Consider the following 24,029-nt stretch of genomic DNA (forward strand, 5'->3'; position numbering starts at 1 on the left):
ATACTGGCTTTTGCAGCAAAGCACAACGAAAAAGATAAAACATCACCTCATCAAGAAGTAAGTTTATTGAATATTTGCTAAATGAAGGAAGAATGAGTGTGATTGACACTATCTGCTATCGATTGAATGAGATTGACCAGTCAATGAATCTCACACTCCTATTTCCGGATAATTACGATATAATGCCAGCAAACACCTTTTGAGTGTGACTATTCATTGTGATAGCCTTATCTTTGGAGAATATTTAGAAAATGAAGAGAAAAAAAACAGTATGGGAGTTGTAAATAGGAGATGAAAGTAGCCAAATTTGGTGGTACATCCTTAGCTAGTGCAGAACAAATTAAGAAAGTCGCAGATATTATCACTTCTGATAATGACCGAAGACTAGTGGTTGTCTCAGCACCAGGAAAAAGAACGGATGAAGATACGAAAGTCACTGATTTACTTATTCGCTTAGGGGAAACATACTTAGAGAAAAAAGAAGCGGAGAAGGAACTTCAGGATGTAGTTGAGCGTTTTAGCGATATCGCAGCTGGCTTGAATTTAGATGAAGATATAGTAAAAACAATTGAAGATGACCTTAGAAGCCGTCTTTCATATGATACCGCAAACCCTGAGCAGTTTATGGACCAGATCAAAGCAGCAGGGGAAGATAACAATGCTAAAGTGGTAGCTCGTTATCTTCAAAGCATTGGTGTGGTTGCTGAGTATGTAAACCCTCAAGAAGCAGGTTTATATGTAAGTGATGAGCCAGGAAATGCTCAAGTACTTCCTGAAGCGTACGATCACCTTTATAAATTGCGTGAAAAAAATGGGGTATTAGTCTTCCCTGGATTTTTCGGTTATTCCAAAGAAGGCCGGTTAGTTACGTTTTCACGTGGAGGGTCTGATATTACCGGCTCTATCGTTGCGGCAGGGGTACAGGCAGAACTTTATGAAAACTTTACTGATGTAGATTCAGTATTTGCTGCAAACCCTAAGGTAGTAGAAGAGCCTGTAGCGATTAAAAGAATGACATACAGAGAAATGAGGGAGCTTTCTTACGCGGGGTTTGCGGTCTTTCATGATGAGGCATTAATCCCTGCGTTTAGAAAATCCATCCTGTGTGCATCAAAAATACGAATAATCCTCAAGGCAGCGGCACAATGATTATCGCAGAAAGAGAATATGCATTAAATCCAATTATAGGAATTGCAGCAGATAAAGGCTTTAGCACTATTTATGTGCGTAAGTATTTAATGAACCGTGAAGTTGGTTTTGGACGTCGTTTATTAGAAATCATTGAGGACGAGGAGATTTCTTACGAGCATATTCCATCAGGTATTGATGATACTTCTGTCATTCTCGAAGACAGCCAGATGACCCCGGAAAAAGAAGAGCGCATTATACGCAGAATTATGGATGAATTAGGTGCAGATGATGCGTATATTGAAAGAGGATTTGCTATGATCATGCTTGTTGGAGAAGGCATGCATGAAACAGTAGGCATTGCTGCTAGAGCGAGCAAAGCTTTATCTGATAATGGAGTAAACATTGAAATGATCAACCAGGGTTCCTCCGAGGTCTCACTGGCCTTCGGTATTAAGGAGGAAAATGTTGATAAAGCCATCAGTGGGCTTTACGAAGAATTTTTCAGTGCAAAAACAGTGCTTCAATAATTCATAAAAAAGCAGCCTATAAAAGGCTGCTTTTTTTATGAATTTCCTAGTTTTTTATATTTTTATTCTGCTCGATCAAAAGTTCTTTAAGCTCTGCAACTTCCTTTCGCAGCTCTTTTATATCTGTTTCTTGTTCCTCATGTCCTTTTGCCAGTTCTTTATGATCTTCCTTTAGGTCAGCTTTCACATCCGGAAGCTCCATTTCATTGGCTTTTTCCACATTATTTACAATAACCCCGATAAAGAGGTTAAAGACAACGAACGTTCCAACAAGGACAAACGCTACAAAGTATATCCAGGACCATGGATCTTCCGCAAAAATCGGGCGCATAACGCCGCTTGCCCATGATTCCAAGGTAACAACCTGGAAGAGAGTCAGTAAGGAAAGTTCAAGATTCCCAAAGTATTCAGGTGCTATATCAGCGTACAGCATCGTACCGATCACAGCAAAAATGTAAAAAATGATACTCATCAGAATAAGAATATTTCCTAAAGCTGGTATTGTCATGAGCAGTGCATCTACTAATCTACGCAAAGAGGGAATGACAGAAATCATCCGAAGAACACGAAGGACACGTAGTACCCTTAGCACTGTGACAAAATGCGCTCCAACAAAAACATGGCTCGCTGCAACAATTAAAAAGTCAAACCAGTTCCACGCACCTTTAAAGAAAGATGTGAAAGGTTTAGCCGCGTACATACGAAGGGCAATTTCTATAGTGAAAATCCAGATGAGAATCCGGTCGGCTAAAAAGAAAGTATCTCTGTTGGCTTCGTAAACACCTGGATAAGTTTCAATACCGACAATAATGGCATTAATGATAATAATAGTGAGGACGGTGTAAGTGAACGCAGGATGGTTCACCAATACAGCGGCTTTTTCGCGCATCGTCCTGGGCTTTTTTCTGTTGACATACAAGGTTTGCCTCCACTTTCCTATTTAAATAAATAAAGAGCTGCAACTTAGGCTGAAATCACGACAAAACCCAGTCGTTATGATTCTACTAAACTTTATCTCTAGAGGGAAGAGTTTAAGATTCAACTATTTTGTGAAGCTTCTCTGAAGAGACTAGTCCCGTAAAAAAAGGCTTTGGATGTCCCAAAGCCTTTCATGAAGGAAGTCAAGAGGAGGTCGGTGTTTTGCTGGAGACCCCAAGTTCCTCTGAACGCTTGACTGCGCGTTCAATTGCCTTTTGTAAACCATGCTGGACGCCATGACTTTCAAGGACCTCAAAGGCAGCTTCAGTAGTGCCCCCCGGCTCATGACCTCTTTATATAATTCTCTGGAGGACTTGTCTGTGTTCTGCAGTCTTTTGGAAGCTCCGTAAAGGGTCTGGATAATTAGTTCTTTGGCTTCTTGCTCTTCAAGTCCTGTTTCCCTTGCTGCTTGTTCCATGGCTTCGACGATATAATAAACATAGGCAGGACCACTTCCTGATAAACCAGTGACAGCATCTAACTTGCCTTCTTCCAGGGTAGTTACAGTGCCAATGGCCTGAAACAAGCTCTGGCTGACAGCAAGGTCCTGCTTGGAAGCAAAACTGCCTGGAGTCATAGCCGTTGCTGATGCTCCCACCTTTGCTGAAGTATTTGGCATGGTGCGGATAATAGGGATTTCTTTTTGACAAAGCTTTTGAATGTATGCTGTGGAAATGCCGGCCAAGACAGATATGAGAAGCTGATTTTCACCTAAAACGCTTTGGATATCAGATATGGCTTCCTCTACATGCTTTGGTTTTACGGCTAATACTACAATATTTGCTTTTCCGACAGCTGCTTCTTTATCTGAAGTTGTATTAATCCCGTACTGGTCTGAAAGATACGTTAACCGTTCTTTTTCTGAGTTATTCGTTGCAGTGATTTGTTCAGGAGCCAAAAGCTCTTTACTGAGCAGGCCGCCAATAATGGATTCTGCCATAGACCCTGCACCCACAAACGTCACATGATAATTACGCAGCATTTTTATTCCTCCTAGCCTTTGATTTGGCCATTGCTTTAATAAGATATTTCGTGGAAGTTAATGCTTTCAGGCCCATTGGCCTCTTGCATGAAGCTTTTGTGTGCTGATACCGATTTCTGCTCCAAAGCCAAATTCGAATCCATCAGTAAAGCGGGTCGATGCGTTATGATATAGGGCTGCAGCATCCACATTGGAAAAAAAGCTCTCTACATTCTCTCTGGTTTCACTGATGATCGCTTCTGAGTGGCTGGTGCCATGCTTTTTTATGTGCGCAATCGCTTCCTCGGCACTGTCCACGATTTTCATAGACACTGTCAAATCTAAATACTCTGTATCCCAGTCTTTTTCAGTAGCTTCTGCAACAGCTGAATCATACTTACGTACGTTAGCATCGCCGCGGATAGTGACATCTTTATCTTGTAAAGCATGAAGAAGTCGAGACAAATGGTCTTCAGCCCATTTATCATGCACAAGTATGGTTTCGGCTGCATTGCAGACAGAAGGACGCTGGGTTTTGGCATTAATTGCAATGGATAATGCCATGTCTTCTTCAGCAGTTTCATCAATGTATATATGGCAGTTTCCTACTCCCGTTTCAAGCACTGGAACAGATGCCTGTTTGACCACTGTTTGGATCAGGTTTGCTCCTCCACGGGGGATCAATACATCCAAATACTCATTCATTGTAAACATGGTAGATGCAGCTTCCCTGGAAGTGTCTTGAACGAGCTGAACAGCTTCCTTTGGCAGCCCGCTTTTCTCCAAAGCAGAGTGGAGGGAGGACACAATTGCTTGATTGGACGCAAAAGCAGAGGAACTGCCTCTAAGAAGAACAGCATTTCCGGTTTTCAGTGATAAAGCAGAGGCATCAACTGTAACATTTGGCCTTGCTTCATAGATCATGCCAATGACACCGATTGGCACACGGACATTTTGAATATCCAGTCCATTTGGCTGTGTCCAGGATTCAATCTCTTCACCCACCGGGTCAGGCAGCTCGACAATTTGTCTCATGCCTTCAGCCATATCCTTTATTCGTTCTTCTGATAAGCGAAGTCGATCTAAAAGAGTGGAAGAGAAGCCTTTCTTTTCTCCTTCTTCCAGGTCTTTTTTATTGGCAGACAGGATCTTATCACTATCTAATTCAAGCTGTTCTGCCATCTTTTGAATGGCTTCATTTTTTATTGATGTAGAAAGAGGAGCCAACACAGCAGCAGCTTCTTTCGCCAGTTTTCCTTGTTGATAAATCGCATCCATGTATGAAACATCCTTTCCTTTTTAGCTGTGCACCCAGTCATCTCTGTGGATGACTTCGGCACGCGCGGTTTTTGTGTAATAAAGGGCTTCCTGTGACGGTTTCCCTTTTATTTGTTTAAGCTCAGTAGAAGAGACATTGATCTGCCCTTTACCTAGAACATTTCCTTTTTCATCAATAACTTCTACCACAGCTCCTTTAGAAAAGGAGCCGTAAAAATCTACCACTCCTGCCGGAAGCAGGCTTTTCCCTTTATAAAGGATAGCATCCCTTGCTCCATCATCAATAATAACCTGGCCTGAGACTTGTGAGTGGAGAGAGATCCATTGCTTTTTGTTTTTTAAAATAAATGCACCGGGAAAACCAATATACGTACCGTCCCCTTTGCCAGATAAGATATCCATCAGCGCTCCCTCGTTTTCACCAGAGCCGATAAAGCAGCTTACTCCTAAAGAAAGAGCGGTTTTTGCAGCTTCCAGCTTAGAACGCATGCCCCCTGTTCCCACCTTGCTCCCAGAGGAGCCTGCCTGGGAAAGGAGTTCCCCGGTAATTTCCGGTAAGAAATGGTAACGTTTGGCTGAAGGGGTGTCATTAGGGTTAGCATCATAAATCCCATTAATATCTGTCAGGATAATTAATGTCTGGGCATGAACCAGTCCGCTGACAAGAGCAGATAGCAGGTCATTATCACCGAATGTTAACTCATCGACTGCGATGGAATCATTTTCGTTTATAATAGGAAGGACTTTTCGGTGAAGGAGTTCAGTTAAAGTTGTATAGGCATTTTTGTGCTGGGACCTGCTTGAAAAGTTATCGCGTGTCAAGAGGATTTGACCAGCCGAGATGTTATGTTTTTTTAATTCTTCGGTATAAGCCTGCATTAATATCCCTTGGCCTACTGCAGCTGCTGCTTGTTTTCCGCCAATGGTTACAGGTCTTGAAGGATAACCGATTTCTGTAAATCCGGCTGCCACTGCTCCTGAGGAGATGAGGATGACCTCATGCCCTGCATGTTTTAGGTCAGCGATTTCTTTCACATACCTTTGAAGCTTTTCGCGGCTTAATCCACCCTTTGCATTTGTGAGAGAACTGCTTCCGATTTTAATGACAATTCTTTCCTTGGCCACATTTATCACCTGGTTCTTTTTATTTCACAGCTCGTAAAGAGACATCTTCTGAAATGCTTTTCAATAAAAAAAGCCCTTCTGTCCAGTAAAGGACGGAAGGGCTTCTTTCCGCGGTACCACCTTTTGTTGACGCAATCTAAACGTCCACTCGCTTACCCTTATCGCGGGAAACGGTCGGGTTTATCCCCGACGGCTCCAGGGCAGGTTCGAAAACTTCACAGCGATGAAACCTTTCAGCCTATGGGTTCCATTCTCTGACGCTTGAATGATAATCTACTATTCCCTTTCAACACCTGATCGATCATTTTATATTACATTATGTGTTGTAAACAGAAGAAATGTCAAGATCTCCCTAAAAAAATTGAAACTCAACTTTACTAACATGGGGCTCAGGGTATGTAAATGATAGAATAAAAAAATAAATGGCAAAGAAAATGATCTATAGCAAAGAGAGGAATCGTAATGAAAAATAAAGTCATTGTAATTACAGGCGCGTCAAGCGGACTAGGAGCGTGGATCGCACGTGCGGCTGCCAGAAAGGGAGCAAAGGAGCTAGTCCTTATCGCAAGGTCAGAAGATAAATTGCTTGCTTTAAAGGAGGAAATCATAAAGCTTGGTGGCAATGCGATGGTGCTTCCTGGAGATATTACAGAAACGGAGCAGGTGATTAAAGGGATAGAAAAGATCCTGAGGGAAAAAGGGCATATCGATGTTCTTATCAATAATGCAGGTTATGGGTTGTTTGAAAAAGTTATCGATACGCCAATTGAAGATATACAAGGGATGTTTGCTGTTAATGCAGTCGGTCTTATTCAAATGACTCGGGCTGTACTTCCTTCTATGACAGCCAGAAAACAAGGTCACATTATAAACATTTCTTCTCAGGCCGGCAAAATTGCGACCCCAAAATCAGCAGTATATTCTGCAACGAAGCATGCTGTTCTTGGCTTTACAAACAGTCTTCGCATGGAAGTGGAGGACGATGGAATCATTGTAAGCGCCGTTAATCCCGGCCCGATAAAAACCCCATTTTTTGAGAAAGCAGATAAACAAGGCACCTATGAAAAAAATGTTGAGAAATTTATGTTGTCTCCTGATAAGGTGGCAAGAAAAACCCTAAAGCTTATTAAGAAGCCAAAGAGAGAAATGAATCTCCCTTTGTGGATGAACGCAGGGGCAAAGATTTATGGAGTAGCACCGAGGTTATTGGAAAGAGCTGCCGGAAAGCAGTTTAAACAAAAATAAAATCAGTCAGGATTTGCCGCCGACTCTCCGGTAAACAACATCATAGGCAAATTCATGGAGGCTTAGGTCAAGGACCAGCTGCTGCTCTTTAATAACAGAGGCCATATGCTTTAGTTCTTCATTGGTAAAAGGAAGGAAGTCATCGCCGGATCCTTGGGTATAGGATGTTTTTTAATTTTTTATGGGGAAGATATCATTCATTTTTCACCCTTCTTTGTTAGAACTACACATTATTTTAACAAAAAGAGGACATTACGAGGGAAAAGAATGCATAGGTGCAGGTGTGTTTGTTAAAATAAAGAGCGAGGAAACGTAGGAGGTGCCGAAAATTCAACCAAGGAAATTATTTACATGGGTAGGAATTGGCTTAGCCATTTTATGGTGCGTGGCGATTATGCTTCAATTTACACAATATGCTATTGGGGATGCAGTGATAGGTTCCTTATTCATCGTTGTTTGTGTGGCAGTGTTTCTTACCTTATATTATCTTCATGAAAAAGGAAATAAGCATCTAAAAATTATTAATGGTGTATTGTTTCTCATTGGAACAGGCTCATTAGTCACGGCTGTTGTCCTGGCCTTTTAAGAGTAGCTGTTTTTCTGCCTGGTGGCAGGAAAGCAGCTGTTTCATGTTTAAGGGCCGTTTTGAAAACGAACACAGTCTACACACCCTTTTCCACAGCAAAATCTTTTCTGCATTGGAACCTGAAAGCGAAGGGAATAGACATATTCGTTTGAAGGCTCATCCATGCGTACGAAAGTTAAAAAAGTAGTCAGCAGCTTTCCTTTGGCTGCATACGCAGCTGCTTTTCTTAGGCTTTCCTCAACTAGACTTTGCCGGTGTATAGCTTCAACATAAAGGAAATTGGTGCCAGCTATCTTTTTTCGTTGAATATGTATAGAAGGATGGTTTTCATGAAGATAGATAAAAAAACGTTTCCATGCTTCTTCCATTACCTTTTGCTCCTTTCCTTGGATAGGTAAAGAGATCTAATACACATAGTAGAAGACGTACTTCAATAATAAAAGAAAGAACAACTATGGAAATTACTGTATGATATTGCCGTTTTGTAAAAGTCATGCTAGACTAGGAGCAAACATACGTACAAAGGAGCGGGCATGCCATGATCACAGAACGTCAAGGGTTGGCCGTCTGGCTGCGTTCATTGAAACATGTCCGGCAGCTGCGAAAATTTGGCAACGTTCATTATGTTTCGAAAAAGATGAAATACGCAATCGTCTATTGTAATAAAGAAGATACAGATGAAACAGCGAAGAAAATAGAATCACTTCACTATGTTAAAAAAGTAGAACCATCGATGCGTCCTTATGTGAGTACTGAATATCAAAGCAAAGTACCAGATAAGGTTAAATCCTATGACTATAACATGGGATTGTAGCCCCCGGAATTGTTCCGGGGGTTTTTTAATGCGTGGGAGGCGGGTCGTCATGGGGTGGTGAGTGAGAAAAGAGCTTACTATTTTCTATGTTCCTCTTTTGCACAACATGGACCTGTATGCAATCAGTTTTGACTGCTAAGAAAGAGGAGTAAGATACTTATTCATTCGTAAGATGCCTATTAAATATTGATAATATAACTCTTTTTCTGGAAACATACTGGATGGTTTGACCGATAAAGGAATAATGTTCTTGTTAAGGGAGCTGGCTGCTTTATAGACCATGTCAAAACGCTGGTAGATTTATGTTCAGGATTTAAAAGACCTTCCCTGCATATATATACCGGCTGAAAGTGGTTCTCCCCTGAAGGAGTGAACACAGCGGCAATGGAAGACACATTTCGGTTGTTAATTTCCGTATCTAATCTTAATATGTATTTTACACGATGCTATTCGCTTCAACGAGCGAAAGCCATTCATAAATATCCGCGTAGCCTTCTCCAAGCTCGATAAATCGCTGTATCATATCCTTGTCTCTCCTTTTTATTTGCTTATCTAGTTCTACATAACTAAGCATACCACTGCTTTCTCACTTCAGAAAGAAAGGGATTAGATTACATGGATGGGTCCGCAGCCATAAAAAAACCCCCTGCGCCGAAGCGTGGGGGGCGCCTGCCATATTAAGCAAGCAATGGGAGAGGAGAAACCGGAGGAAGAACTTATGGGGAAACGTAAGTCTTCTCCGCGGTTGTCAGCAACATGGGGTCATGCTGCTATCCACATTATAAACCGGGGCGGAATTTTTTATACACGATTTAAAGAAAACAAGAAAATTTGACGGTAACAGGTCCTTAGTTGAATGAATTAAGGTTTTTCCCTTTTTATGTTAGGATTATATAGGATAATAATGACAGCAGATAAAGGCGGGCATGCTATGAGAGTAATATCAGGAACACGAAAAGGACAGCCCTTAAAAGCTGTACCAGGCACAAATACACGCCCAACGACTGATAAGGTTAAAGAATCTATTTTTAACAGGATCGGTCCATATTTTGCAAGCGGGCGAGGTCTGGACCTGTATGCAGGAAGCGGCGGCCTTGGAATTGAAGCGATCAGCAGAGGGCTGGAGCATATGATTTTTATAGATTCATCCAGACAGGCTCTGCAAACACTCCGTTCAAACCTAAAGGCCTGCAGGTTTGAGGATCAATCCGAAGTATATAAAAATGATTCGCACAGAGCCCTAAAAGCCTTAGCAAAGAGGCACGCAGCATTTGACGTCATATTTTAGATCCTCCTTATGCGAGTCAAAAGCTGGCACAGGAAATAGAGCTGTTTTTAGAATATGAATTATTAAACCCCGGCTGCCTTATTGTCTGTGAGCATGATGCAAACGTACAATTGCCAGCTAAAATAAAAAACGTAGTAATGGAGCATGAAGATAAATACGGAGATACAAAGGTAAGTATTTTCTCTTATCTTGGATTACAGCAAAATAACGAAGAGGAATAGAGGTGGCACAATGGCAAGTATTGCGGTGTATCCAGGGAGTTTTGATCCTGTGACCAATGGCCATTTAGACATTATAGAAAGAAGTGGAAAAGTTTTTGACCACGTGGTCGTAGCTGTGCTTCACAATCGAAGCAAAACACCCTTTTTTTCTGTAGATGAACGAGTGGCAATGCTTGAAGAAGCTACAAATACAATGGGGAATGTAGAAATCGATTCCTTTCATGGCTTGCTCGTTGATTATATGAAAGAAAAAGAGGCAAGGACAATTGTAAGGGGGTTGCGAGCAGTCTCTGATTTTGAATACGAGATGCAGGCTGCTTCCATTAATAGAAAGCTTAACCCCGATATAGAGACTTTCTTCATGATGACAAACAACCAATACTCTTACTTAAGCTCAAGTATTGTAAAAGAAGTGGCTAAATACGAAGCGAATGTTTCCGGATTGGTTCCTACCGTGGTGGAAAAGGAGCTGCTTAAGAAATTTGCTAATGAGAACAGGTGAAAAGGCACTCTGCAAGGAGTGCCGTTTTTATACTCAGCGAGCGTACAGAAAAAGCTTCCTGGCCCGAAGAAAAACATAGACGACCAGCATGATAAAAGTAAATAAGCCTCCCCACGCCAGGAAAGTTTCCCAGTATGAGTATAAGGCAGTGGAATCTGCAGGTGAAAAGACAGGAATGAACTGCTCAACAGCAGCTTCCTTGCTCTCATAAAGAGGCTCCCATAATAAAAGAGCCAAAGCTGCAGCGAAGAATCCGTGAAATATTCTGGCAATAAAAAAAGGTTTAAAACGAATATCAGTTTCAGCTAAGAGACTGGCCACTTGCGCCTGTACGGAAAACCCACTGAAAGCAAGGATAAAGCTTGTAACGACAGCCTGCTCTTTCAGACTGGCGCCTGTTGTTTCACTTGCCAGCCGACCCCCTAAAGTGATTTCAAATAATCCTGATATAAAAGGGAGGCTTAAGTCAGGGGGAAGCTTTAAAATGAGAAAGAAAGCAGCCAATGCAGAAGCAAGAAGTGATGCAATATTTACGAGGTGCAAAAGCTCATTGAATACAGAAAATAAAATAATAAACCCGCCGATCATTAATAACGTATCGATGGATGAGCGGACAGCATCCCCAAGCTTTTTCCCAAAAGGTCTCGTATCCTTCATTCTTTCTTTATGCAGAAGGTCTGCAGCATAACTAAGGGAAATTTTTGTGCTTGGTGGGGTAGAAGATGATCCTGACGTCTCACTACTTCCGTGGAAACGCATGACAAGTCCTACGCAAAGATTGCCCAGGTAATGGGCAGCGGCTAACACTAACCCTAATTGGGGGTCATGGAAAAAACCGACAGCTATTGCCCCCATAATGAATAATGGATTTGAGGAGTTAGTAAAGGATACAAGCGTTCAGCCTCTGTTTTTGAAATTATATTTTCCTGCCGCAGCCTTACTGTCAGCTTCGCTCCGGCCGGGTACCCTGACGCTAGGCCCATGGCCCAGACAAACCCACCCGTTCCAGGCACTCTGAACAAAGGTCTCATTAATGGCTCAAGCATGGCTCCAAGGAAGCTGACTACTCCAAAGGCGATCAACAGTTCAGAAAGGATAAAAAATGGAAGCAGGGAAGGGAACACCACTTCCCACCACATTGTAAGGCCTCTAAGGGAAGCTTCAAAAGATTGTTTTGGAAACACCATCAAAGAAACCGCGACAGAGACGGCCCCTGCTGCGAGTAAAAGTGACTGAGCTTTTGCTCTTTGCAAATGCTTGCCTCCTTCGCTGGAAAATAAGTAAGATTAAAAATCCCAGCTTATTTCAACCAAAAATTGGACATGTTTTGTAATCAATATACGCGGACTGGCGTAAAGTAGAACCATATCCTTTTTGTAAAAGGAGTGCTGGCCTTTTGGAAAAACAACAACCTTTGATCGGACTTGCTCTAGGCTCAGGAGGAGTGAGAGGTTTCGCCCATATTGGTGTCATAAAAACACTTCTTAAACATGAGATTCCTATTCATTTTGTGGCCGGAAGCAGTATGGGAGCTTTGGTCGGAGCGATGTACGGAGCAGGTCACAGCATTGAAAATATGGAAAAGATGGCAGTGATGTTTAGAAGGAAGTTTTATATTGATTTCACTGTTCCTAAAATGGGATTGATTACTGGTAAACGGTTAAAAGAACTTATTTATATGCTTTCTAAGCAGAAAAATATTGAAGATTTAAAAGTGCCAGTCCATATTGTAGCGACCGACTTGAAAAGCGGGGAGCGTGTCGTGTTTAAGGAAGGACCAGTGGCTGATGCAGTCAGGGCAAGCATCTCTATCCCCGGTATATTCATTCCTGAGAAAATAGATGGAAGACTTCTCGTAGACGGAGGGTGATAGACAGGTTCCTGCCAGCGTTGTAAAAGAAATGGGAGCGGATCTAACGATAGCAGTTGACGTTTCTTTTTATGAGAGGGAAACTGAAATTTCTTCTATTTATGACGTTATTATGCAAAGCATGGAAATTATGGGCAGACAACTGCTACAATACAGAGAAATAGAAGCAGATATCATGATTCGTCCCATTACTAAGTATTATAATTCGATTGTCTTTGAAGAAGTTAATGAATTAATCGCCCTTGGCGAAAAAGCAGCTGAAGGGCAGATTCACCACATCAAAGAAATGCTGACGAAGTGGAGGGAGAAAAACAATGGAATCTAAGAAAAAAAGGGGGATTTCCAGAAGCTGGATTGCTGTTATTCTAATTATTGCTTTGCTGGCTGTCTATCAAATTCCTCTGCCTTATTATTATTCACAGCCGGGAGAAGCTGTTGCATTAGCTGACATGATAGAAGTGACAGAAGGGTATGGAGAAGAAGGTCAGTTTTATTTAACAACCGTCAGGCAGAGAAGGGCCAATCTTCCTTGTATATGTGGGCACAAATGAGTGACTACCGGGAGCTGCTCCATGAAGAGCTGTTTCTGCGGAGCGGGGAAACAGATGAGGAATACTTTCATAGGCAGACGATGCTGATGACAGACTCTCAGGAAGCTGCAAAAATAGTCGCCTACCGGGAAGCTGGTCATGAAGTCAATATTGATTATCAAGGGGTTAGAGTCACCGAAGTGATCGATGAAATGGATGCTGCCAATCATTTAGAGGGAGGCGACCTGATTCAGCAAATTAACGGCCAGCGTATAAACACACTAGACGACCTTCATGGGAACCTGGATGGAAAAGAAGCGGGAGATGAAGTGGACCTTCTTGTTGTCCGGGAAAATGAGGAAATAGAGGTTACTGTAAAATGGATACTTTTCCATCTGACATGGATGATACAGAGCGAGCAGGCCTTGGGATTATGTATCCAGTAACCGATAGAGAAGTCACCTTCGAGCCGGAGACAAATATTGAAGCCGGTGCTATTGGAGGGCCTTCAGCAGGACTGATGTTTTCTTTAGAAATTTATAATCAATTGACTGAGGGAGACATAACCAAGGGCTTGAACATAGCAGGCTCAGGAAGCATTGATGAAGATGGGAACATAGGAAGGATTGGCGGTATCAAGCAAAAGGTAGTGGCTGCTGAGAATTCCGGTATAGATGTTTTCTTTGCCCCTGACGATGATTTAGGAGAAATCTCTAATTATGAGGAAGCAATGGAAGCTGCCGAGGATATCAATGCAGAAATGGAAGTGGTAGCGGTTAAGACTTTTGACGATGCCATCACCTTTTTAGAAAGCTACGAGCCTAGGTTGATCAGCCTTTTATAAAGGAAAGAGGATGGGATAATATATAAGGCTCCAATTATCGTCTTTGATAATTGGAGCCTTATTTTTACCTTCAACATAGTTCGTTATCCGGCTGAACCCAGGAAGTCACTGAATGTTTCATCCGGCATGGATTTCACGAGATCGTTGACAGCAAAAGCAACGGCACGCTCCTGAACTTTGCAGGGTAAGGTCATTCTTATTAGCTTGGTTTGTCCCAGACTCTTTTTTCAATTACTTAAAAAGCGGTCTTCCTTTGAAGCAAATCGGACAGGAGGCAGGGAGTACTCTTCTTTATAACGCTGTATTCGCTTGGAAGGGGGTAGGGGAAGAAAATAAGCAAGAGCTGCTTTTTCATCGAGTACCGCCTGAGGCCCTTTTTTTCGGTTCATCTTTGTAGCAAGAGGAATCTCCATTTCTTTTCTTGCGAGACTCAGGTATTTTTGCCCATTTTCATTCATGCCAAGCAGGCGAATAGATTCCAGCTTATGTGCTTGCAGCACTTTCAGCATCAATTCTTTGTCACTGTCAGTCAAGATATGGGTTGCTAAGCGCTGCAGCCTTGTCCATGTGTACCGCTTTGTTTTCACAGCTTCTATAAAGGCAGTGAAAGAAGAGTGCTGTTTTGCCTGGGATATAAAACGATTTTCAAGACCTTCTTCCGCTTCATATATGCCCCGGAGGCGGGAAGGAGAAGCTGTGAGTAAATTTGCCTGTAAAAAGGGATAATAAAGATTCCAATGAAAGAAATCAGGCTGGTGGTCCTGATCCTCTTTTAATTGGTCAAAGGAAGAAGAAGGCATCGTATCGGCAACAGCTTCCAAATGATTTTGCTTCTCAATCAGCTCATGGCGTATCCCTGTAGCGCTGGCAATCGATTGAGAATTCTTCTCTTTTTCATGATAACCTGCACCTATTCTCTTTATCGTGGCAGGCTTAATCTTTGCTTTCAGCTCTCGTATTGCTTTTACGTAGTTATACCCTAAAATGTTGTTTGGCTGCGAAATGTCAGGAAGGTCATGACCGGGATTCAGCTGAGAAAAGGCTGCAGAAGATGCTCGTGGATAGCTCATGCCCTGCTTGACAAAAGATTGTATATGACTTTCATATTGAGCCTGGTGGTCCATAAGAAAAGAATCCAGCTCAAGGAAAGGAGTAATCTTCCCATGTTCGCTTCCGAAAACCACAGTATCTGCTCCCATAGCTTCCAGCACAGCTACGGCCCCGCGGGAAAACAAAGATGCATGCTGCACGGAATAAGCATAAGGAAGTTCTACAACAATGTCAGCACCTCCGGCAAGAGCCATTTTCGTCCGTGTGCGCCTTGAAACAAGGGCTGGCTCTCCTCTTTGCAAAAAGTAGCCGCTCATGACGCAGATAATGATGTCTGCATTTGTGCTTGACCTTGATTCTTGCAAGTGATATAAATGACCATTATGAAAAGGATTATATTCAACAATTAACCCTGTAACTTTCAAATAGAGATGCCTCCTTTAAGATGTGCTGTAAAAAAGGTGTTTTATCAGCTTTATTTAGGTTATTAGAAAAAGTAAGTATCAGTAGCTGTTTCTTTGTAAGATTGTTGTCTCATGTTATGATAAATAAGCATGTTTTCTCTACATTATAATGTAAAGAAAAAATGTTGACAAACAATCTATGGACAGCTATAATTACCCTTGTTGCCTTGAGGTGATATCCAATGAAATGGAGTATACAAGAATTATTAGCGAAAAGGCATTCAGGCCTTGAGATTCAAGAAGAGCAGGTAGATGTGAGTGAATTAGTGGATAGAGATAAGGAAATCCGCCGCATTACTCCTGTCAATGTCACTGGCCGTGGAGAGTTTACTGGACAAACAGTTAACTTTACTCTTCGCATACAAGGATCTATGGTTCTTCCTTGTTCACGTACTCTGGCTGACGTAGAGCTCCCATTTGATGTGGAAGCTCAGGAACGGTTTATTCTTACAGATAGTGCTCTGGAGGAAAAAGACGAAGATACCCATGAACCAGTGAATGGGTTTGTCGATCTTCTCCCGTACGTCAAAGAGCATATTCTTTTGCAAATCCCTATTCAAATCTTTGCTGAAAATGGAGAGGAACCCCAGGCTCCTCAAGAAGGCCAGGATTGGGAAGTAGTAACAGAGGATGAACTTAAGGAAGCCAGGGAAGAAGAAAAGGAAAAGAAAGTAGATCCAAGACTGGCTGATTTAGCCAAGTATTTTGACAAATAAGAGATAAAGAAACCTCGTTTCTTTATGAAACACTTTACGCACCTTAAAGGAGGTGGGAATGATGGCAGTACCTTTTAGACGTACATCAAAAACTCGTAAGAACAAGCGTCGTACTCATTTCAAACTAGAGGTTCCAGGTATGGTTGAATGCTCGGACTGTGGAGAAATGAAGCGATCTCACCGCGTATGTAAGAATTGCGGATCTTACAAAGGACAAAATGTTATTAACAAATAATAGGTGTCCCCAATCCCTTGCCGATATGGCAGGGGATTTTTGGTGAGGGGTCCCATCACACTTACCCGTTCTTTTTATTTGAATATACTATCAATGAAGGTCTCTTCCAAAGTTTTTTAAAAAGGTGAAAAAAGAGGGAAAGTGAAGGACCGCTGTCGAATGAAAGGTAAGAAGATAAAAGGGGGAGCAGAATGTGAAAGAAAAAGTACATATAAAACGTTTAGAGAATGTAGCATACATTACAATAAACAGACCAGAAAAGCGTAATGCAATGGATATGGAAAGCATGGATTTACTAGAGAAAAAGCTGGACGAAATAGAAAACAACCAGGCTGATAAAGTAGTGGCCATTACTGGTGCAGGAAATGAAGCGTTTTGTTCAGGGGGAGATTTATCCGTTTTTCATCACTTAAGGACAAAAGAAGAAGCCCATGCCATGCTTCAGAAAATGTCTCAGGTTCTCTTTCGTTTGTTTTTATTCCCTAAGCCAACGGTTGCTCTTTTAAATGGAACAGCGGTTGGAGGCGGCTGTGAAATAGCGTCGGCTTGTGACATCAGAGTGTCAGCTCCTCATGCGAAGTTTGGCTTTGTGCAAGGGAAGCTTGCGATAACGACAGGATGGGGTGGTACTTCCATGCTCCTCGAAAGGATCGAGCCTGCTAAAGCCTTGGAGATAGTAATGACAGCCAGAATGTATAGTGCAAAGGAAGGGAAGAACCTGGGTTTCATTTCCTCTTTGATTGAAGGAGACTTTAAAAAAGAGAGTGAACGTTATCTATCTTCCTATGTGAATCTGAACTCGGATGTTCTTGCTGCCTACAAGGCCCGTTTCACCGATAGAATAGATAGAGAGAAGCTTCAGCAAAGAATAGAACGAGAAATAGATGATTGCTCAACTCTGTGGGCAAAAGATGCTCATCATGATGCTGTGGACAAATTTATCCGTAAATAGTGCTTTCTCCCATCTTTTTTCCATTGGAATAATAACAGAAGAATAAGGAGATAATCTTTGGTAGACATTATTCTATCTGTAAGCCTCTTTTCATAGCTATGAAAAGAAAAGCTAGTAAATGGAGGGATGATTATGGAGGCTGCAAGGCAGGATGCTTGGAATGAAGATGAAGATTTAATCTTGGCCGAAGTGGTTTTAAGGCATATAAGAGAAGGAAGTACCCAGCTTGCTGCTTTTGAAGAAGTGGGAGAGAAATTAAAACGAACCGCTGCAGCATGCGGCTTTAGGTGGAATGCTGCTATTCGGAAAAAATATGAAAAGTGCGATCGCGCTGGCAAAGAAACATAGACAAGAACCTGCTTCCGAGATACAGGACAAGAGCTATATACCTGCTGAATTGGAGATGGCAACAGAAAGCCATGTGGCTTTTGAGGAAAGGAATAGTATAACCAATCAAGGGTTCGGCGAAAAAAGTATGGAAGAGACCGAAAAGAAGGCTCTTGATATGCCTCAGATTATTGAATTCTTGCATTCTCTTCATCAGGAGGAGCAAAGCAATGAGAGTTGGAAAGAAAAATATTCAGCAATAGAAGAGAAGGCAGTAGAACTAGAGAGAGAAAAGAAGGCATATCAACGACAATTGCTTTCTTTGCAGGAAAAATATGATAAGTTAAGAAGTGATTATGAGATTTTTATGGATATCATGGACCGGGCCAAAGAACTGACAAGTGATCATGCCGTCAAAAACTTTCCTTATGCAGAACGTGAAGGGTAAGAACCATAGCAGGGTGTTACGATATTTATTCTTAGGGCTCTTTTTTGGTTCTAATTGTTCAAGAGTTGTGTCTGCTGGGATCTACCTGATTTTTTCTTCCCCAGGAGCGAAAGGGAAAGTTTCCTGGGTAAAAGCATACGCCTCTATCCAGTGTCGTACAGCAGTAAAGATTTATGTGAAAAAGGGGCCGGGCTCAAAGGTTAACTTTTGAGCCCGGCCCCTTGCCGTTATACATTATTCTACAGACTGGACATCCGCTGAGGGAGTATTCTCCGGCTGCTGCTCTTTTACTCCTTTTGGGTACCACACGTAAGGATTTTGCCCCCGGTCACGTCCTTCCTGATAGGTAACCGGCTCGAAGCCCATTTTTTCCCAAAAGCCATGAGACTGCTGTCGAGCATTTGTTTTCACAGGGAGTCCCATGTTTTTGGCATAAGCGACCAGGGCCTCACCAAAACCTCTATTCCTGTAAGGTTCTAAAACTTCAAGCTTCCACAATTCTAAATAATCCTGAGGAGGCTCAAAATACAAATCGAACCTTTTTTCAATTTTATACAAACACATTCTAGCTACAAGCTTATCGCCAAAATAAATACCATAAAAAGGAGATTCACTGTCATTTTCAATGATGTTTTCTTCTAATTCTTCTTTCATTGACAGTTCTTGCACGCCAACTTCTTTGAAATTTTGGAATTCTTCAAGTGTTTTGAAGTTAACAAGTAAGCGCTTAACTTCTGCTGTACTCATAAGTTCATCCTCCTTTGCAGCTAATAAGTTCATTTTACTATAGTTTTTCACATTTGTCGGCTTTAGACATGAAAATTATAAATATGCATAATTATCAAAAAATTTATCGCAAGAAAGCAATGGGAAGTTGTTTTCCTTTGTGCTAAAATTTAAATGCTATATTCAACTGGTAATAAAGAAGAAAGTTGGAATGAAGATGAAAGCGAAGGTTGCCATTGTGGGAGGAGGTTCAGTCGGTCTGCTCCTCGCTGGATATACAGCCAGGATAGCTGAAACAGTTCTTGTTTGCAGGCGTCACTCCCAAAAAGAAATGATAGAGAGACACGGAATTCATGTTCAAGGACAGTTTACTGCAGAAGCTGAGGCAGTTACATGGGGAGAAAAGAAAAAGGCAGTAGAACATGCTGATCTCATAATAATTGCCGTAAAGTCATACGATCTTGAGAAAATCTGGAAAAGCCTGCCTGAAATAAAGCCGGGAGCAGGAGTCTTGTTTCTGCAGAATGGTATGGCTCATACTCCCTTGCTAGAACAGAGTCAAAAACAGAATGTCTATCACACATTTGCGGCATAGTCGAGCATGGAGCTCTAAAAGTGAATGATAATACAGTAAAACATACAGGACAAGGGATTCTGCACATAGGGGCAGTGACAAAAGAGAGCCCCCTTTTACAGCAAATGTTACATATTTTTGATGAAGCAGGGTTAGCGGCTAAGAAAATCGCACATTGGAAGGAAAAGATGGAAGAGAAGCTTTTATTTAACAGTGTCATCAACTTTAACGGCTCTCTTTCAAGTGAAAACGGTGAATTAATCGATAATCCTTATTTTAAAAAAGTGATGAATCAGTTATTCATGGAAGCCTCCTCAGTTCTTTCTTTGCCGCATAGTCCAAATCTTTGGCACGATCTTTGCAGTCTTTGTGAAAACACCGCTGAAAATCAATCCTCTATGTTAAGAGATGTCTTGCATCATCGCCCTACAGAACTTGACGCCATCACTGGTTACTTGGTTAAAAAAGGGGAAAGCCAGAGAATCCCTATGCCCTGCCATAACTTTGTGTATCAAAGTATTAAAGGACTGGAGAAAAGGAGGGGAGGAAAATGGGGGATGTATTAGCCTGGATTTTGGCGACAGTCATCACACTGCCCCTGTTAGGCTTTTACTTGGTTTACATTTTCACGGTGAAAATCACAAAGAAAAAGGGACGGGCGGTAAGGCTGGCAGCTGATGTTTCCACGCTGTTCTTTATGGCTGCCGTTTACTTTCTTGCAATTGAAATCTGGGGAAGATCATTTCTTTGGTTAATGATCATCATAGTGCTGAGCATTGCTTGTTTTTTTACCTTCATTCATTGGAAAGCACGGGCGGACATTGAAATTCCACGGCTTGCAAGAGGGATTTGGCGGTTTAGTTTTATGTTATTTTTTATTGCATATTTCGGCTTATCTTTACGGGTTGTCTTTTCGAATTACTACCGCTATCTTATAAGCCAGAAAGATAGCGGTTTTTTCTCTGGATTTGATACACTGTAATTGAAATCAAGATAAATCACCACTAGGAAGAAAGGTTTGACCTTTATGAAAATTGAAGAACAAAACCTTCCTTCTTCATCTTTGTTCGTCCAAAAATACAGAAACAGAGATCCCTTTGTTTCCTCTCTTTTTGATTATCATTATAAAGATGAAGACATGAAGCAGCGTTTTATGGAATTAACAAAAAGGTCCTTTGACCGAAAGGCACTACATACACACCTGGTCAATTACCAGCAGACGTTTACACATAATGAGCTTGCTCTGGAACAAATTGATAAACTTAAGGACCATCGCTCAGTCTTTGTGGTCGGAGGACAGCAGGCTGGGATTCTCACCGGTCCTTTTTATACTATTTCAAAAGCAGTCACCCTTGTGCTTGAAGCAAGAGAACAGGAAGAAAAGCTGGGGATTCCGGTGATCCCGCTTTTTTGGATTGCCGGTGAGGATCACGATTGGCATGAAGTGAACCATATTTTCCTTCCTGGAATGAAAGGTCCCCGCAAGCATACCTATAAGGGGTCATACAATCCCGGGCAACCTGTTTCAGAGCAGCGCCTGAATGATGAGGCTTTTGTTACATGGATGGAGGAAGCGGTGAAATCCTACCGGGAAACTCCCTTTACAAGAAAAATTACCGGGACGATAACAAAACTGGCATCCCGCTCCTCCTCAATGACTCATTTTTTTGGTGAGCTGATGCAGTGGCTCTTTAAGGAAGAGGGACTGGTATTACTGGATGCCAACCACATAGAAATGAGAAAGCTGGAACGAGAAATTTTTAAAAAAATAGTTGAAGAGAACGCGGAGCTTTCCAGTCGGCTTATGAAAAGAATTTCTCTTTATAATACCAGGGGCTATGATTCACCTGTGAAGGCCCAATCTGATTCAGCTCACTTTTTTTATCATACGAAATTTGGCCGTGAGCTTTTGTTTAGAAAGGGTAGTGGTCTTTTTGAAGGGAAAAAGGGACAAGTACAGTTCACAAAAGAGGATATTATCCAAAAGATCCACCACTCTCCTGGAAAACTGAGCAGTAATGTAGCTACGAGGCCATTAGTGCAGGAAGCAGTTCTTCCAGTGCTGTCTTTTGTTGCTGGTCCCGGAGAAATTAAGTATTGGGGCTTGCTGCAGCCGTTGTTTCACCACCTTGGGTATCACATGCCACCCGTATTGCCCAGGATGCATTTTTCCGTGGTTGACAGAAAGGGAGCCAGAATTCTAAAGGAAGAAAACCTTGATCCGTGGAAGGTTATTCAGCATGGAACAGGCAAAAAGAGAGAAGAGGTCAAAAAAAATGCAATCGAGGTTGATGGTATTTCCATGGCCGAAGAGGCCGTCATGAAAATAAAGGAGATCCATGCTCCCTTACAGGAGGCTCTTTCCAAGGTGAACCCTTCTCATACCTCTTATGGAGAAAAGAACTATCATATCATAGTAAATGAAGTAAAAAAGCTTGGGGAGAAGATTACTGATCTCCAAGAGAAAAAGGTACAAACGTCACTGCATCGCCTTGATTTTATTGAACAAACACTGTTCCCGGCCGCGAATCCCCAGGAGCGGGTATGGAGCATATACCCGGTGCTGAATGAGTACGGAGAAAGCTTCATTCGTGACATTTGTCAAAGTGGTATTACAAGAAATAAGAACCATAAACTGATTTATTTGTAAAAAACAAGATATTTTCAGAGCCTTTTGGCTGTTTACTAAAAGATCTCCCGAATACGGGAGATCTTTTTTGTCGCAAAAAAAATAAAAGAAATCGTGGTACGTAGTGGGGGAATGTGGTACCTTAAAGGTAGAAAGTGGAGAGGATGGTACAGCGATGTTTATGGGGGAACATCACCACAACATTGATGACAAAGGAAGAATGATTGTCCCTTCAAAGTTTAGAGAGGGACTAGGAAGCTCCTTTGTCATTACAAGAGGAATGGATCGCTGTTTATTTGTTTATCCCCCGGATGAATGGAAAAGATTAGAAGAAAAGTTAAAAACTCTCCCTTTCACTAAAAAAGATGCTCGTGCATTTACTCGTTTCTTTTTTTCAGGCGCTGCCGAATGTGATGTGGACAAGCAGGGCAGAATAAACATTCCATCGACACTGCGGGAATACGCTCAGCTAACAAAGGAATGTGTCATTATCGGAGTATCGAGCAGGGTAGAGATCTGGAGTAAAAGTGAATGGGAAGCTTATTTTGAAGATTCCAGGAATCCTTTAGTGAAATCGCAGAAAACATTATAGATTTTGACATGTAAAGTGAAGGCAGGTGAACAAACAAGTTGGCAGCAGAATTTCAGCATGAAACAGTGTTACTAGAAGAAGCAATAGAAGGACTAAATGTTAAAGAAAATGGTGTCTATGTAGACTGTACTCTTGGCGGAGGGGGACACAGCGAAGCAATATTACACAGGCTTCAAGGCGACGGCCATTTGTTTGCTTTCGAGCAGGATGAAAGAGCCAGGTCTTTTGCAAATGAACGCCTTGCCGCATATCAAGAGCAATTGACCATCATCCCTGCCAACTTTCGGTATCTGAAAGAGGAGCTTGGACATAGGGGGATTTCCAATGTGGACGGTATTCTTTTTGACTTAGGAGTATCTTCTCCACAGCTTGATGAAGGAGAGAGAGGATTCAGCTACCAGCATGACGCTCCTCTTGATATGAGAATGGATCAGTCAATGGAAGTTACAGCAAAAGATATTGTTAATCAATGGCCTTATGAAGAGCTGGTAAAGGTAATCTTTCGATACGGTGAAGAACGGTTTGCAAAGCAGATTGCAAGAGCTATTGAATCTCGCAGAAAAACAAAAGAGATTCAGACCACTGACGAATTAACAGAAATTATTAAAGAAGCGATTCCGGCTCCTGCACGGAGAAAAGGCGGGCATCCGTCTAAACGGACATTTCAGGCGATCCGTATAGCAGTGAATGATGAGCTGGCTGCCTTTGAAGAAGCGGTGAAGGATGCGATTAATCTTCTTTCCCCAAGCGGTCGCCTGTGTGTTATCACCTTCCATTCGCTGGAGGACCGCATTTGTAAACAAGTAATGAGAGAGGCTGGCAAGCGTCCAGAGCTTCCAAGGGGACTTCCTATTGTACCGTCAGAAGCTGAACCAATCCTTGAGTTGATTACAAGAAAGCCCATAACAGCGTCTACAGAAGAATTGGACAACAACCGCCGGGCAAGATCTGCCAAATTAAGAATCGCTGAAAAAAAGGGGGATGTGAATCGTGAATAATCTGGCTCAGCAAGTTCAAAGACAAAAAGAACAGCAGCAGGTTGTACATACAAAAGTTAAGCACCGCCTGCGTGGGAAGGTGACGAAAGGTGAAAAGGTCATCATGAGCGGAATGATTGCCGGGGTCATCGCTGTTTCTTCTTTGATTGTCACTAATTATGCTAATATATATTCCCAGGAAAGAGAGATTTCCGCCCTGCAAAACACTGTGAGTCAGCAGCAAGAGATAAATGATGGCTTGCATTTGCAAGTGGCAGAGCTAAGCTCACCGGACCGGATTATGTATTATGCGAAAGAAGAGCTGGGAATGCAGTTAAAAGAGGAAAAGGTGAGAGTAGTACAAAACTAGTTCTTTCAATAAGAGCTAGTTTTTTCCATGTGAATCGTGATGAAACAGGAGTGTGGTACTCCTGATGCC

Annotated in this window: 21 protein-coding genes and 9 pseudogenes; 21 read left to right on the top strand and 9 right to left on the bottom strand. The window is 41.9% G+C overall.

Translation table 11 applies throughout. The features are described from left to right. Positions 1-291 precede the first annotated feature (291 nt). Positions 292-1,658 (top strand): annotated as a pseudogene (locus JCM19033_RS03110) (aspartate kinase). 46 nt (positions 1,659-1,704) lie between these two features. Here the strand turns inward: JCM19033_RS03110 and JCM19033_RS03115 are convergent. The 4 genes and pseudogenes from JCM19033_RS03115 to proB all read right to left on the bottom strand — a co-directional run bounded on the left by JCM19033_RS03115 (position 1,705) and on the right by proB (position 6,000). Then, the gene (locus JCM19033_RS03115; RefSeq protein ID WP_054635412.1) at positions 1,705-2,547 is read right to left on the bottom strand and encodes an ion transporter; all 843 of its coding nucleotides are present in this window, start codon (positions 2,545-2,547) and stop codon (positions 1,705-1,707) included. Positions 2,548-2,779: 232 nt separating this feature from the next. Next, a pseudogene (proC, locus tag JCM19033_RS03120) lies at positions 2,780-3,618 on the bottom strand (pyrroline-5-carboxylate reductase). Continuing rightward, positions 3,608-4,875 (bottom strand): annotated as a pseudogene (locus JCM19033_RS03125) (glutamate-5-semialdehyde dehydrogenase). The pseudogenes proC and JCM19033_RS03125 overlap by 11 nt, the downstream one beginning before the upstream one ends. Before the next feature lie 21 nt (positions 4,876-4,896). Beyond that, on the bottom strand, positions 4,897-6,000 hold the full coding sequence (gene proB / locus JCM19033_RS03130; protein ID WP_054635237.1) for a glutamate 5-kinase: 1,104 nt from the start codon (positions 5,998-6,000) through the stop codon (positions 4,897-4,899). Positions 6,001-6,462: 462 nt separating this feature from the next. On the opposite strand from proB, the gene JCM19033_RS03135 reads away from it, so the two are divergent. After that, entirely contained in the window at positions 6,463-7,245 is a 783-nt protein-coding gene (locus JCM19033_RS03135; protein WP_054635238.1) for an SDR family oxidoreductase, read from the top strand. A gap of 319 nt (positions 7,246-7,564) precedes the next feature. Beyond that, entirely contained in the window at positions 7,565-7,831 is a 267-nt protein-coding gene (locus JCM19033_RS03140) for a hypothetical protein (RefSeq protein WP_054635239.1), read from the top strand. Between the two features lie 47 nt (positions 7,832-7,878). On the opposite strand, the gene JCM19033_RS03145 is transcribed toward JCM19033_RS03140, so the two are convergent. Beyond that, positions 7,879-8,199: a hypothetical protein gene (locus tag JCM19033_RS03145; RefSeq protein WP_054635240.1), complete on the bottom strand. Its 321-nt coding sequence runs from the start codon at positions 8,197-8,199 to the stop codon at positions 7,879-7,881. 170 nt (positions 8,200-8,369) lie between these two features. Here JCM19033_RS03145 and JCM19033_RS03150 point away from each other — a divergent pair, with 170 nt between their 5' ends. Then, positions 8,370-8,645, top strand: a complete 276-nt coding sequence (locus JCM19033_RS03150) for a YlbG family protein (RefSeq protein WP_054635241.1) — start codon at positions 8,370-8,372, stop codon at positions 8,643-8,645. Between the two features lie 135 nt (positions 8,646-8,780). Here JCM19033_RS03150 and JCM19033_RS27910 read toward each other — a convergent pair. Next, positions 8,781-9,168 (bottom strand): annotated as a pseudogene (locus tag JCM19033_RS27910) (methylthioribose kinase). Between the two features lie 408 nt (positions 9,169-9,576). On the opposite strand from JCM19033_RS27910, the pseudogene rsmD reads away from it, so the two are divergent. Beyond that, a pseudogene (gene rsmD, locus JCM19033_RS03160) lies at positions 9,577-10,154 on the top strand (16S rRNA (guanine(966)-N(2))-methyltransferase RsmD). A gap of 10 nt (positions 10,155-10,164) precedes the next feature. Further along, positions 10,165-10,656 carry a pantetheine-phosphate adenylyltransferase gene (gene coaD / locus JCM19033_RS03165; protein WP_054635242.1) on the top strand — a complete coding sequence of 164 codons (492 nt, stop codon included), beginning with the start codon at positions 10,165-10,167 and terminating at the stop codon, positions 10,654-10,656. A 33-nt stretch (positions 10,657-10,689) separates the two neighbouring features. Here coaD and ylbJ read toward each other — a convergent pair. Beyond that, a pseudogene (ylbJ, locus tag JCM19033_RS03170) lies at positions 10,690-11,909 on the bottom strand (sporulation integral membrane protein YlbJ). 143 nt (positions 11,910-12,052) lie between these two features. Between ylbJ and JCM19033_RS03175 the strand changes: the two are divergent. The 4 genes and pseudogenes from JCM19033_RS03175 to JCM19033_RS24950 all read left to right on the top strand — a co-directional run bounded on the left by JCM19033_RS03175 (position 12,053) and on the right by JCM19033_RS24950 (position 13,900). Beyond that, positions 12,053-12,851 (top strand): annotated as a pseudogene (locus tag JCM19033_RS03175) (patatin-like phospholipase family protein). Continuing rightward, positions 12,841-13,077 (top strand): hypothetical protein, encoded by a 237-nt coding sequence (locus JCM19033_RS24940; protein ID WP_269757939.1) that lies wholly within the window; start codon positions 12,841-12,843, stop codon positions 13,075-13,077. The pseudogene JCM19033_RS03175 and the gene JCM19033_RS24940 overlap by 11 nt, the downstream one beginning before the upstream one ends. Continuing rightward, positions 13,062-13,502, top strand: a complete 441-nt coding sequence (locus tag JCM19033_RS24945; RefSeq protein WP_269757940.1) for a PDZ domain-containing protein — start codon at positions 13,062-13,064, stop codon at positions 13,500-13,502. Before JCM19033_RS24940 ends, JCM19033_RS24945 begins: the two co-directional genes overlap by 16 nt. Beyond that, positions 13,457-13,900 carry a S16 family serine protease gene (locus JCM19033_RS24950; protein WP_269757941.1) on the top strand — a complete coding sequence of 148 codons (444 nt, stop codon included), beginning with the start codon at positions 13,457-13,459 and terminating at the stop codon, positions 13,898-13,900. The genes JCM19033_RS24945 and JCM19033_RS24950 overlap by 46 nt, the downstream gene beginning before the upstream one ends. Before the next feature lie 227 nt (positions 13,901-14,127). Here JCM19033_RS24950 and JCM19033_RS03185 read toward each other — a convergent pair whose 3' ends face one another. Continuing rightward, positions 14,128-15,375, bottom strand: a complete 1,248-nt coding sequence (locus tag JCM19033_RS03185) for a nucleotidyltransferase (protein ID WP_054635243.1) — start codon at positions 15,373-15,375, stop codon at positions 14,128-14,130. Between the two features lie 221 nt (positions 15,376-15,596). On the opposite strand from JCM19033_RS03185, the gene JCM19033_RS03190 reads away from it, so the two are divergent. The 4 genes and pseudogenes from JCM19033_RS03190 to JCM19033_RS03205 form a co-directional block, all read left to right on the top strand. Further along, positions 15,597-16,130, top strand: coding sequence for a DUF177 domain-containing protein (locus tag JCM19033_RS03190; protein WP_054635244.1), 534 nt, complete (start codon positions 15,597-15,599; stop codon positions 16,128-16,130). A gap of 61 nt (positions 16,131-16,191) precedes the next feature. Next, positions 16,192-16,365, top strand: a complete 174-nt coding sequence (gene rpmF / locus JCM19033_RS03195) for a 50S ribosomal protein L32 (protein ID WP_054635245.1) — start codon at positions 16,192-16,194, stop codon at positions 16,363-16,365. Positions 16,366-16,558: 193 nt separating this feature from the next. Then, the gene (locus JCM19033_RS03200) at positions 16,559-17,317 is read left to right on the top strand and encodes an enoyl-CoA hydratase/isomerase family protein (RefSeq protein ID WP_054635246.1); all 759 of its coding nucleotides are present in this window, start codon (positions 16,559-16,561) and stop codon (positions 17,315-17,317) included. Positions 17,318-17,449: 132 nt separating this feature from the next. Then, positions 17,450-17,670, top strand: a pseudogene (locus tag JCM19033_RS03205) (RsfA family transcriptional regulator); the annotation flags it as partial. A gap of 656 nt (positions 17,671-18,326) precedes the next feature. Here the strand turns inward: JCM19033_RS03205 and JCM19033_RS03215 are convergent. Then, positions 18,327-18,839, bottom strand: coding sequence for an N-acetyltransferase (locus JCM19033_RS03215; RefSeq protein ID WP_054635249.1), 513 nt, complete (start codon positions 18,837-18,839; stop codon positions 18,327-18,329). 139 nt (positions 18,840-18,978) lie between these two features. Here JCM19033_RS03215 and JCM19033_RS03220 point away from each other — a divergent pair, with 139 nt between their 5' ends. The 7 genes and pseudogenes from JCM19033_RS03220 (at position 18,979) to ftsL (ending at position 23,960) form a co-directional block, all read left to right on the top strand. Then, positions 18,979-19,413: a ketopantoate reductase family protein gene (locus JCM19033_RS03220; RefSeq protein WP_198153397.1), complete on the top strand. Its 435-nt coding sequence runs from the start codon at positions 18,979-18,981 to the stop codon at positions 19,411-19,413. 20 nt (positions 19,414-19,433) lie between these two features. Further along, positions 19,434-19,958, top strand: coding sequence for a ketopantoate reductase C-terminal domain-containing protein (locus tag JCM19033_RS03225; RefSeq protein ID WP_054635251.1), 525 nt, complete (start codon positions 19,434-19,436; stop codon positions 19,956-19,958). Further along, the gene (locus JCM19033_RS03230; RefSeq protein WP_083465249.1) at positions 19,943-20,374 is read left to right on the top strand and encodes a DUF3397 domain-containing protein; all 432 of its coding nucleotides are present in this window, start codon (positions 19,943-19,945) and stop codon (positions 20,372-20,374) included. Before JCM19033_RS03225 ends, JCM19033_RS03230 begins: the two co-directional genes overlap by 16 nt. A gap of 45 nt (positions 20,375-20,419) precedes the next feature. Then, positions 20,420-22,042 carry a bacillithiol biosynthesis cysteine-adding enzyme BshC gene (gene bshC, locus JCM19033_RS03235; RefSeq protein WP_198153398.1) on the top strand — a complete coding sequence of 541 codons (1,623 nt, stop codon included), beginning with the start codon at positions 20,420-20,422 and terminating at the stop codon, positions 22,040-22,042. Positions 22,043-22,196: 154 nt separating this feature from the next. Next, a pseudogene (mraZ, locus tag JCM19033_RS03240) lies at positions 22,197-22,627 on the top strand (division/cell wall cluster transcriptional repressor MraZ). A gap of 24 nt (positions 22,628-22,651) precedes the next feature. After that, entirely contained in the window at positions 22,652-23,611 is a 960-nt protein-coding gene (gene rsmH / locus JCM19033_RS03245; protein ID WP_054635253.1) for a 16S rRNA (cytosine(1402)-N(4))-methyltransferase RsmH, read from the top strand. Continuing rightward, positions 23,604-23,960: a cell division protein FtsL gene (ftsL, locus tag JCM19033_RS03250; RefSeq protein ID WP_054635254.1), complete on the top strand. Its 357-nt coding sequence runs from the start codon at positions 23,604-23,606 to the stop codon at positions 23,958-23,960. Before rsmH ends, ftsL begins: the two co-directional genes overlap by 8 nt. The last annotated feature ends 69 nt before the right edge of the window (positions 23,961-24,029 follow it).

The sequence above is a fragment of the Thalassobacillus sp. C254 genome (assembly GCF_001310615.1).

Excerpts from the sequence above, each read along its gene's own strand:
- JCM19033_RS03115 (WP_054635412.1), bottom strand. The coding sequence starts at position 2,547 with ATGCGCGAAAAAGCCGCTGTATTGGTGAACCATCCTGCGTTCACTTAC.
- JCM19033_RS03135 (WP_054635238.1), top strand. The coding sequence starts at position 6,463 with ATGAAAAATAAAGTCATTGTAATTACAGGCGCGTCAAGCGGACTAGGA.
- JCM19033_RS03145 (WP_054635240.1), bottom strand. The coding sequence starts at position 8,199 with ATGGAAGAAGCATGGAAACGTTTTTTTATCTATCTTCATGAAAACCAT.
- JCM19033_RS03150 (WP_054635241.1), top strand. The coding sequence starts at position 8,370 with ATGATCACAGAACGTCAAGGGTTGGCCGTCTGGCTGCGTTCATTGAAA.
- coaD (WP_054635242.1), top strand. The coding sequence starts at position 10,165 with ATGGCAAGTATTGCGGTGTATCCAGGGAGTTTTGATCCTGTGACCAAT.
- JCM19033_RS24940 (WP_269757939.1), top strand. The coding sequence starts at position 12,841 with ATGGAATCTAAGAAAAAAAGGGGGATTTCCAGAAGCTGGATTGCTGTT.
- JCM19033_RS24945 (WP_269757940.1), top strand. The coding sequence starts at position 13,062 with ATGTGGGCACAAATGAGTGACTACCGGGAGCTGCTCCATGAAGAGCTG.
- JCM19033_RS24950 (WP_269757941.1), top strand. The coding sequence starts at position 13,457 with ATGGATGATACAGAGCGAGCAGGCCTTGGGATTATGTATCCAGTAACC.
- JCM19033_RS03190 (WP_054635244.1), top strand. The coding sequence starts at position 15,597 with ATGAAATGGAGTATACAAGAATTATTAGCGAAAAGGCATTCAGGCCTT.
- rpmF (WP_054635245.1), top strand. The coding sequence starts at position 16,192 with ATGGCAGTACCTTTTAGACGTACATCAAAAACTCGTAAGAACAAGCGT.
- JCM19033_RS03215 (WP_054635249.1), bottom strand. The coding sequence starts at position 18,839 with ATGAGTACAGCAGAAGTTAAGCGCTTACTTGTTAACTTCAAAACACTT.
- JCM19033_RS03230 (WP_083465249.1), top strand. The coding sequence starts at position 19,943 with ATGGGGGATGTATTAGCCTGGATTTTGGCGACAGTCATCACACTGCCC.
- bshC (WP_198153398.1), top strand. The coding sequence starts at position 20,420 with ATGAAAATTGAAGAACAAAACCTTCCTTCTTCATCTTTGTTCGTCCAA.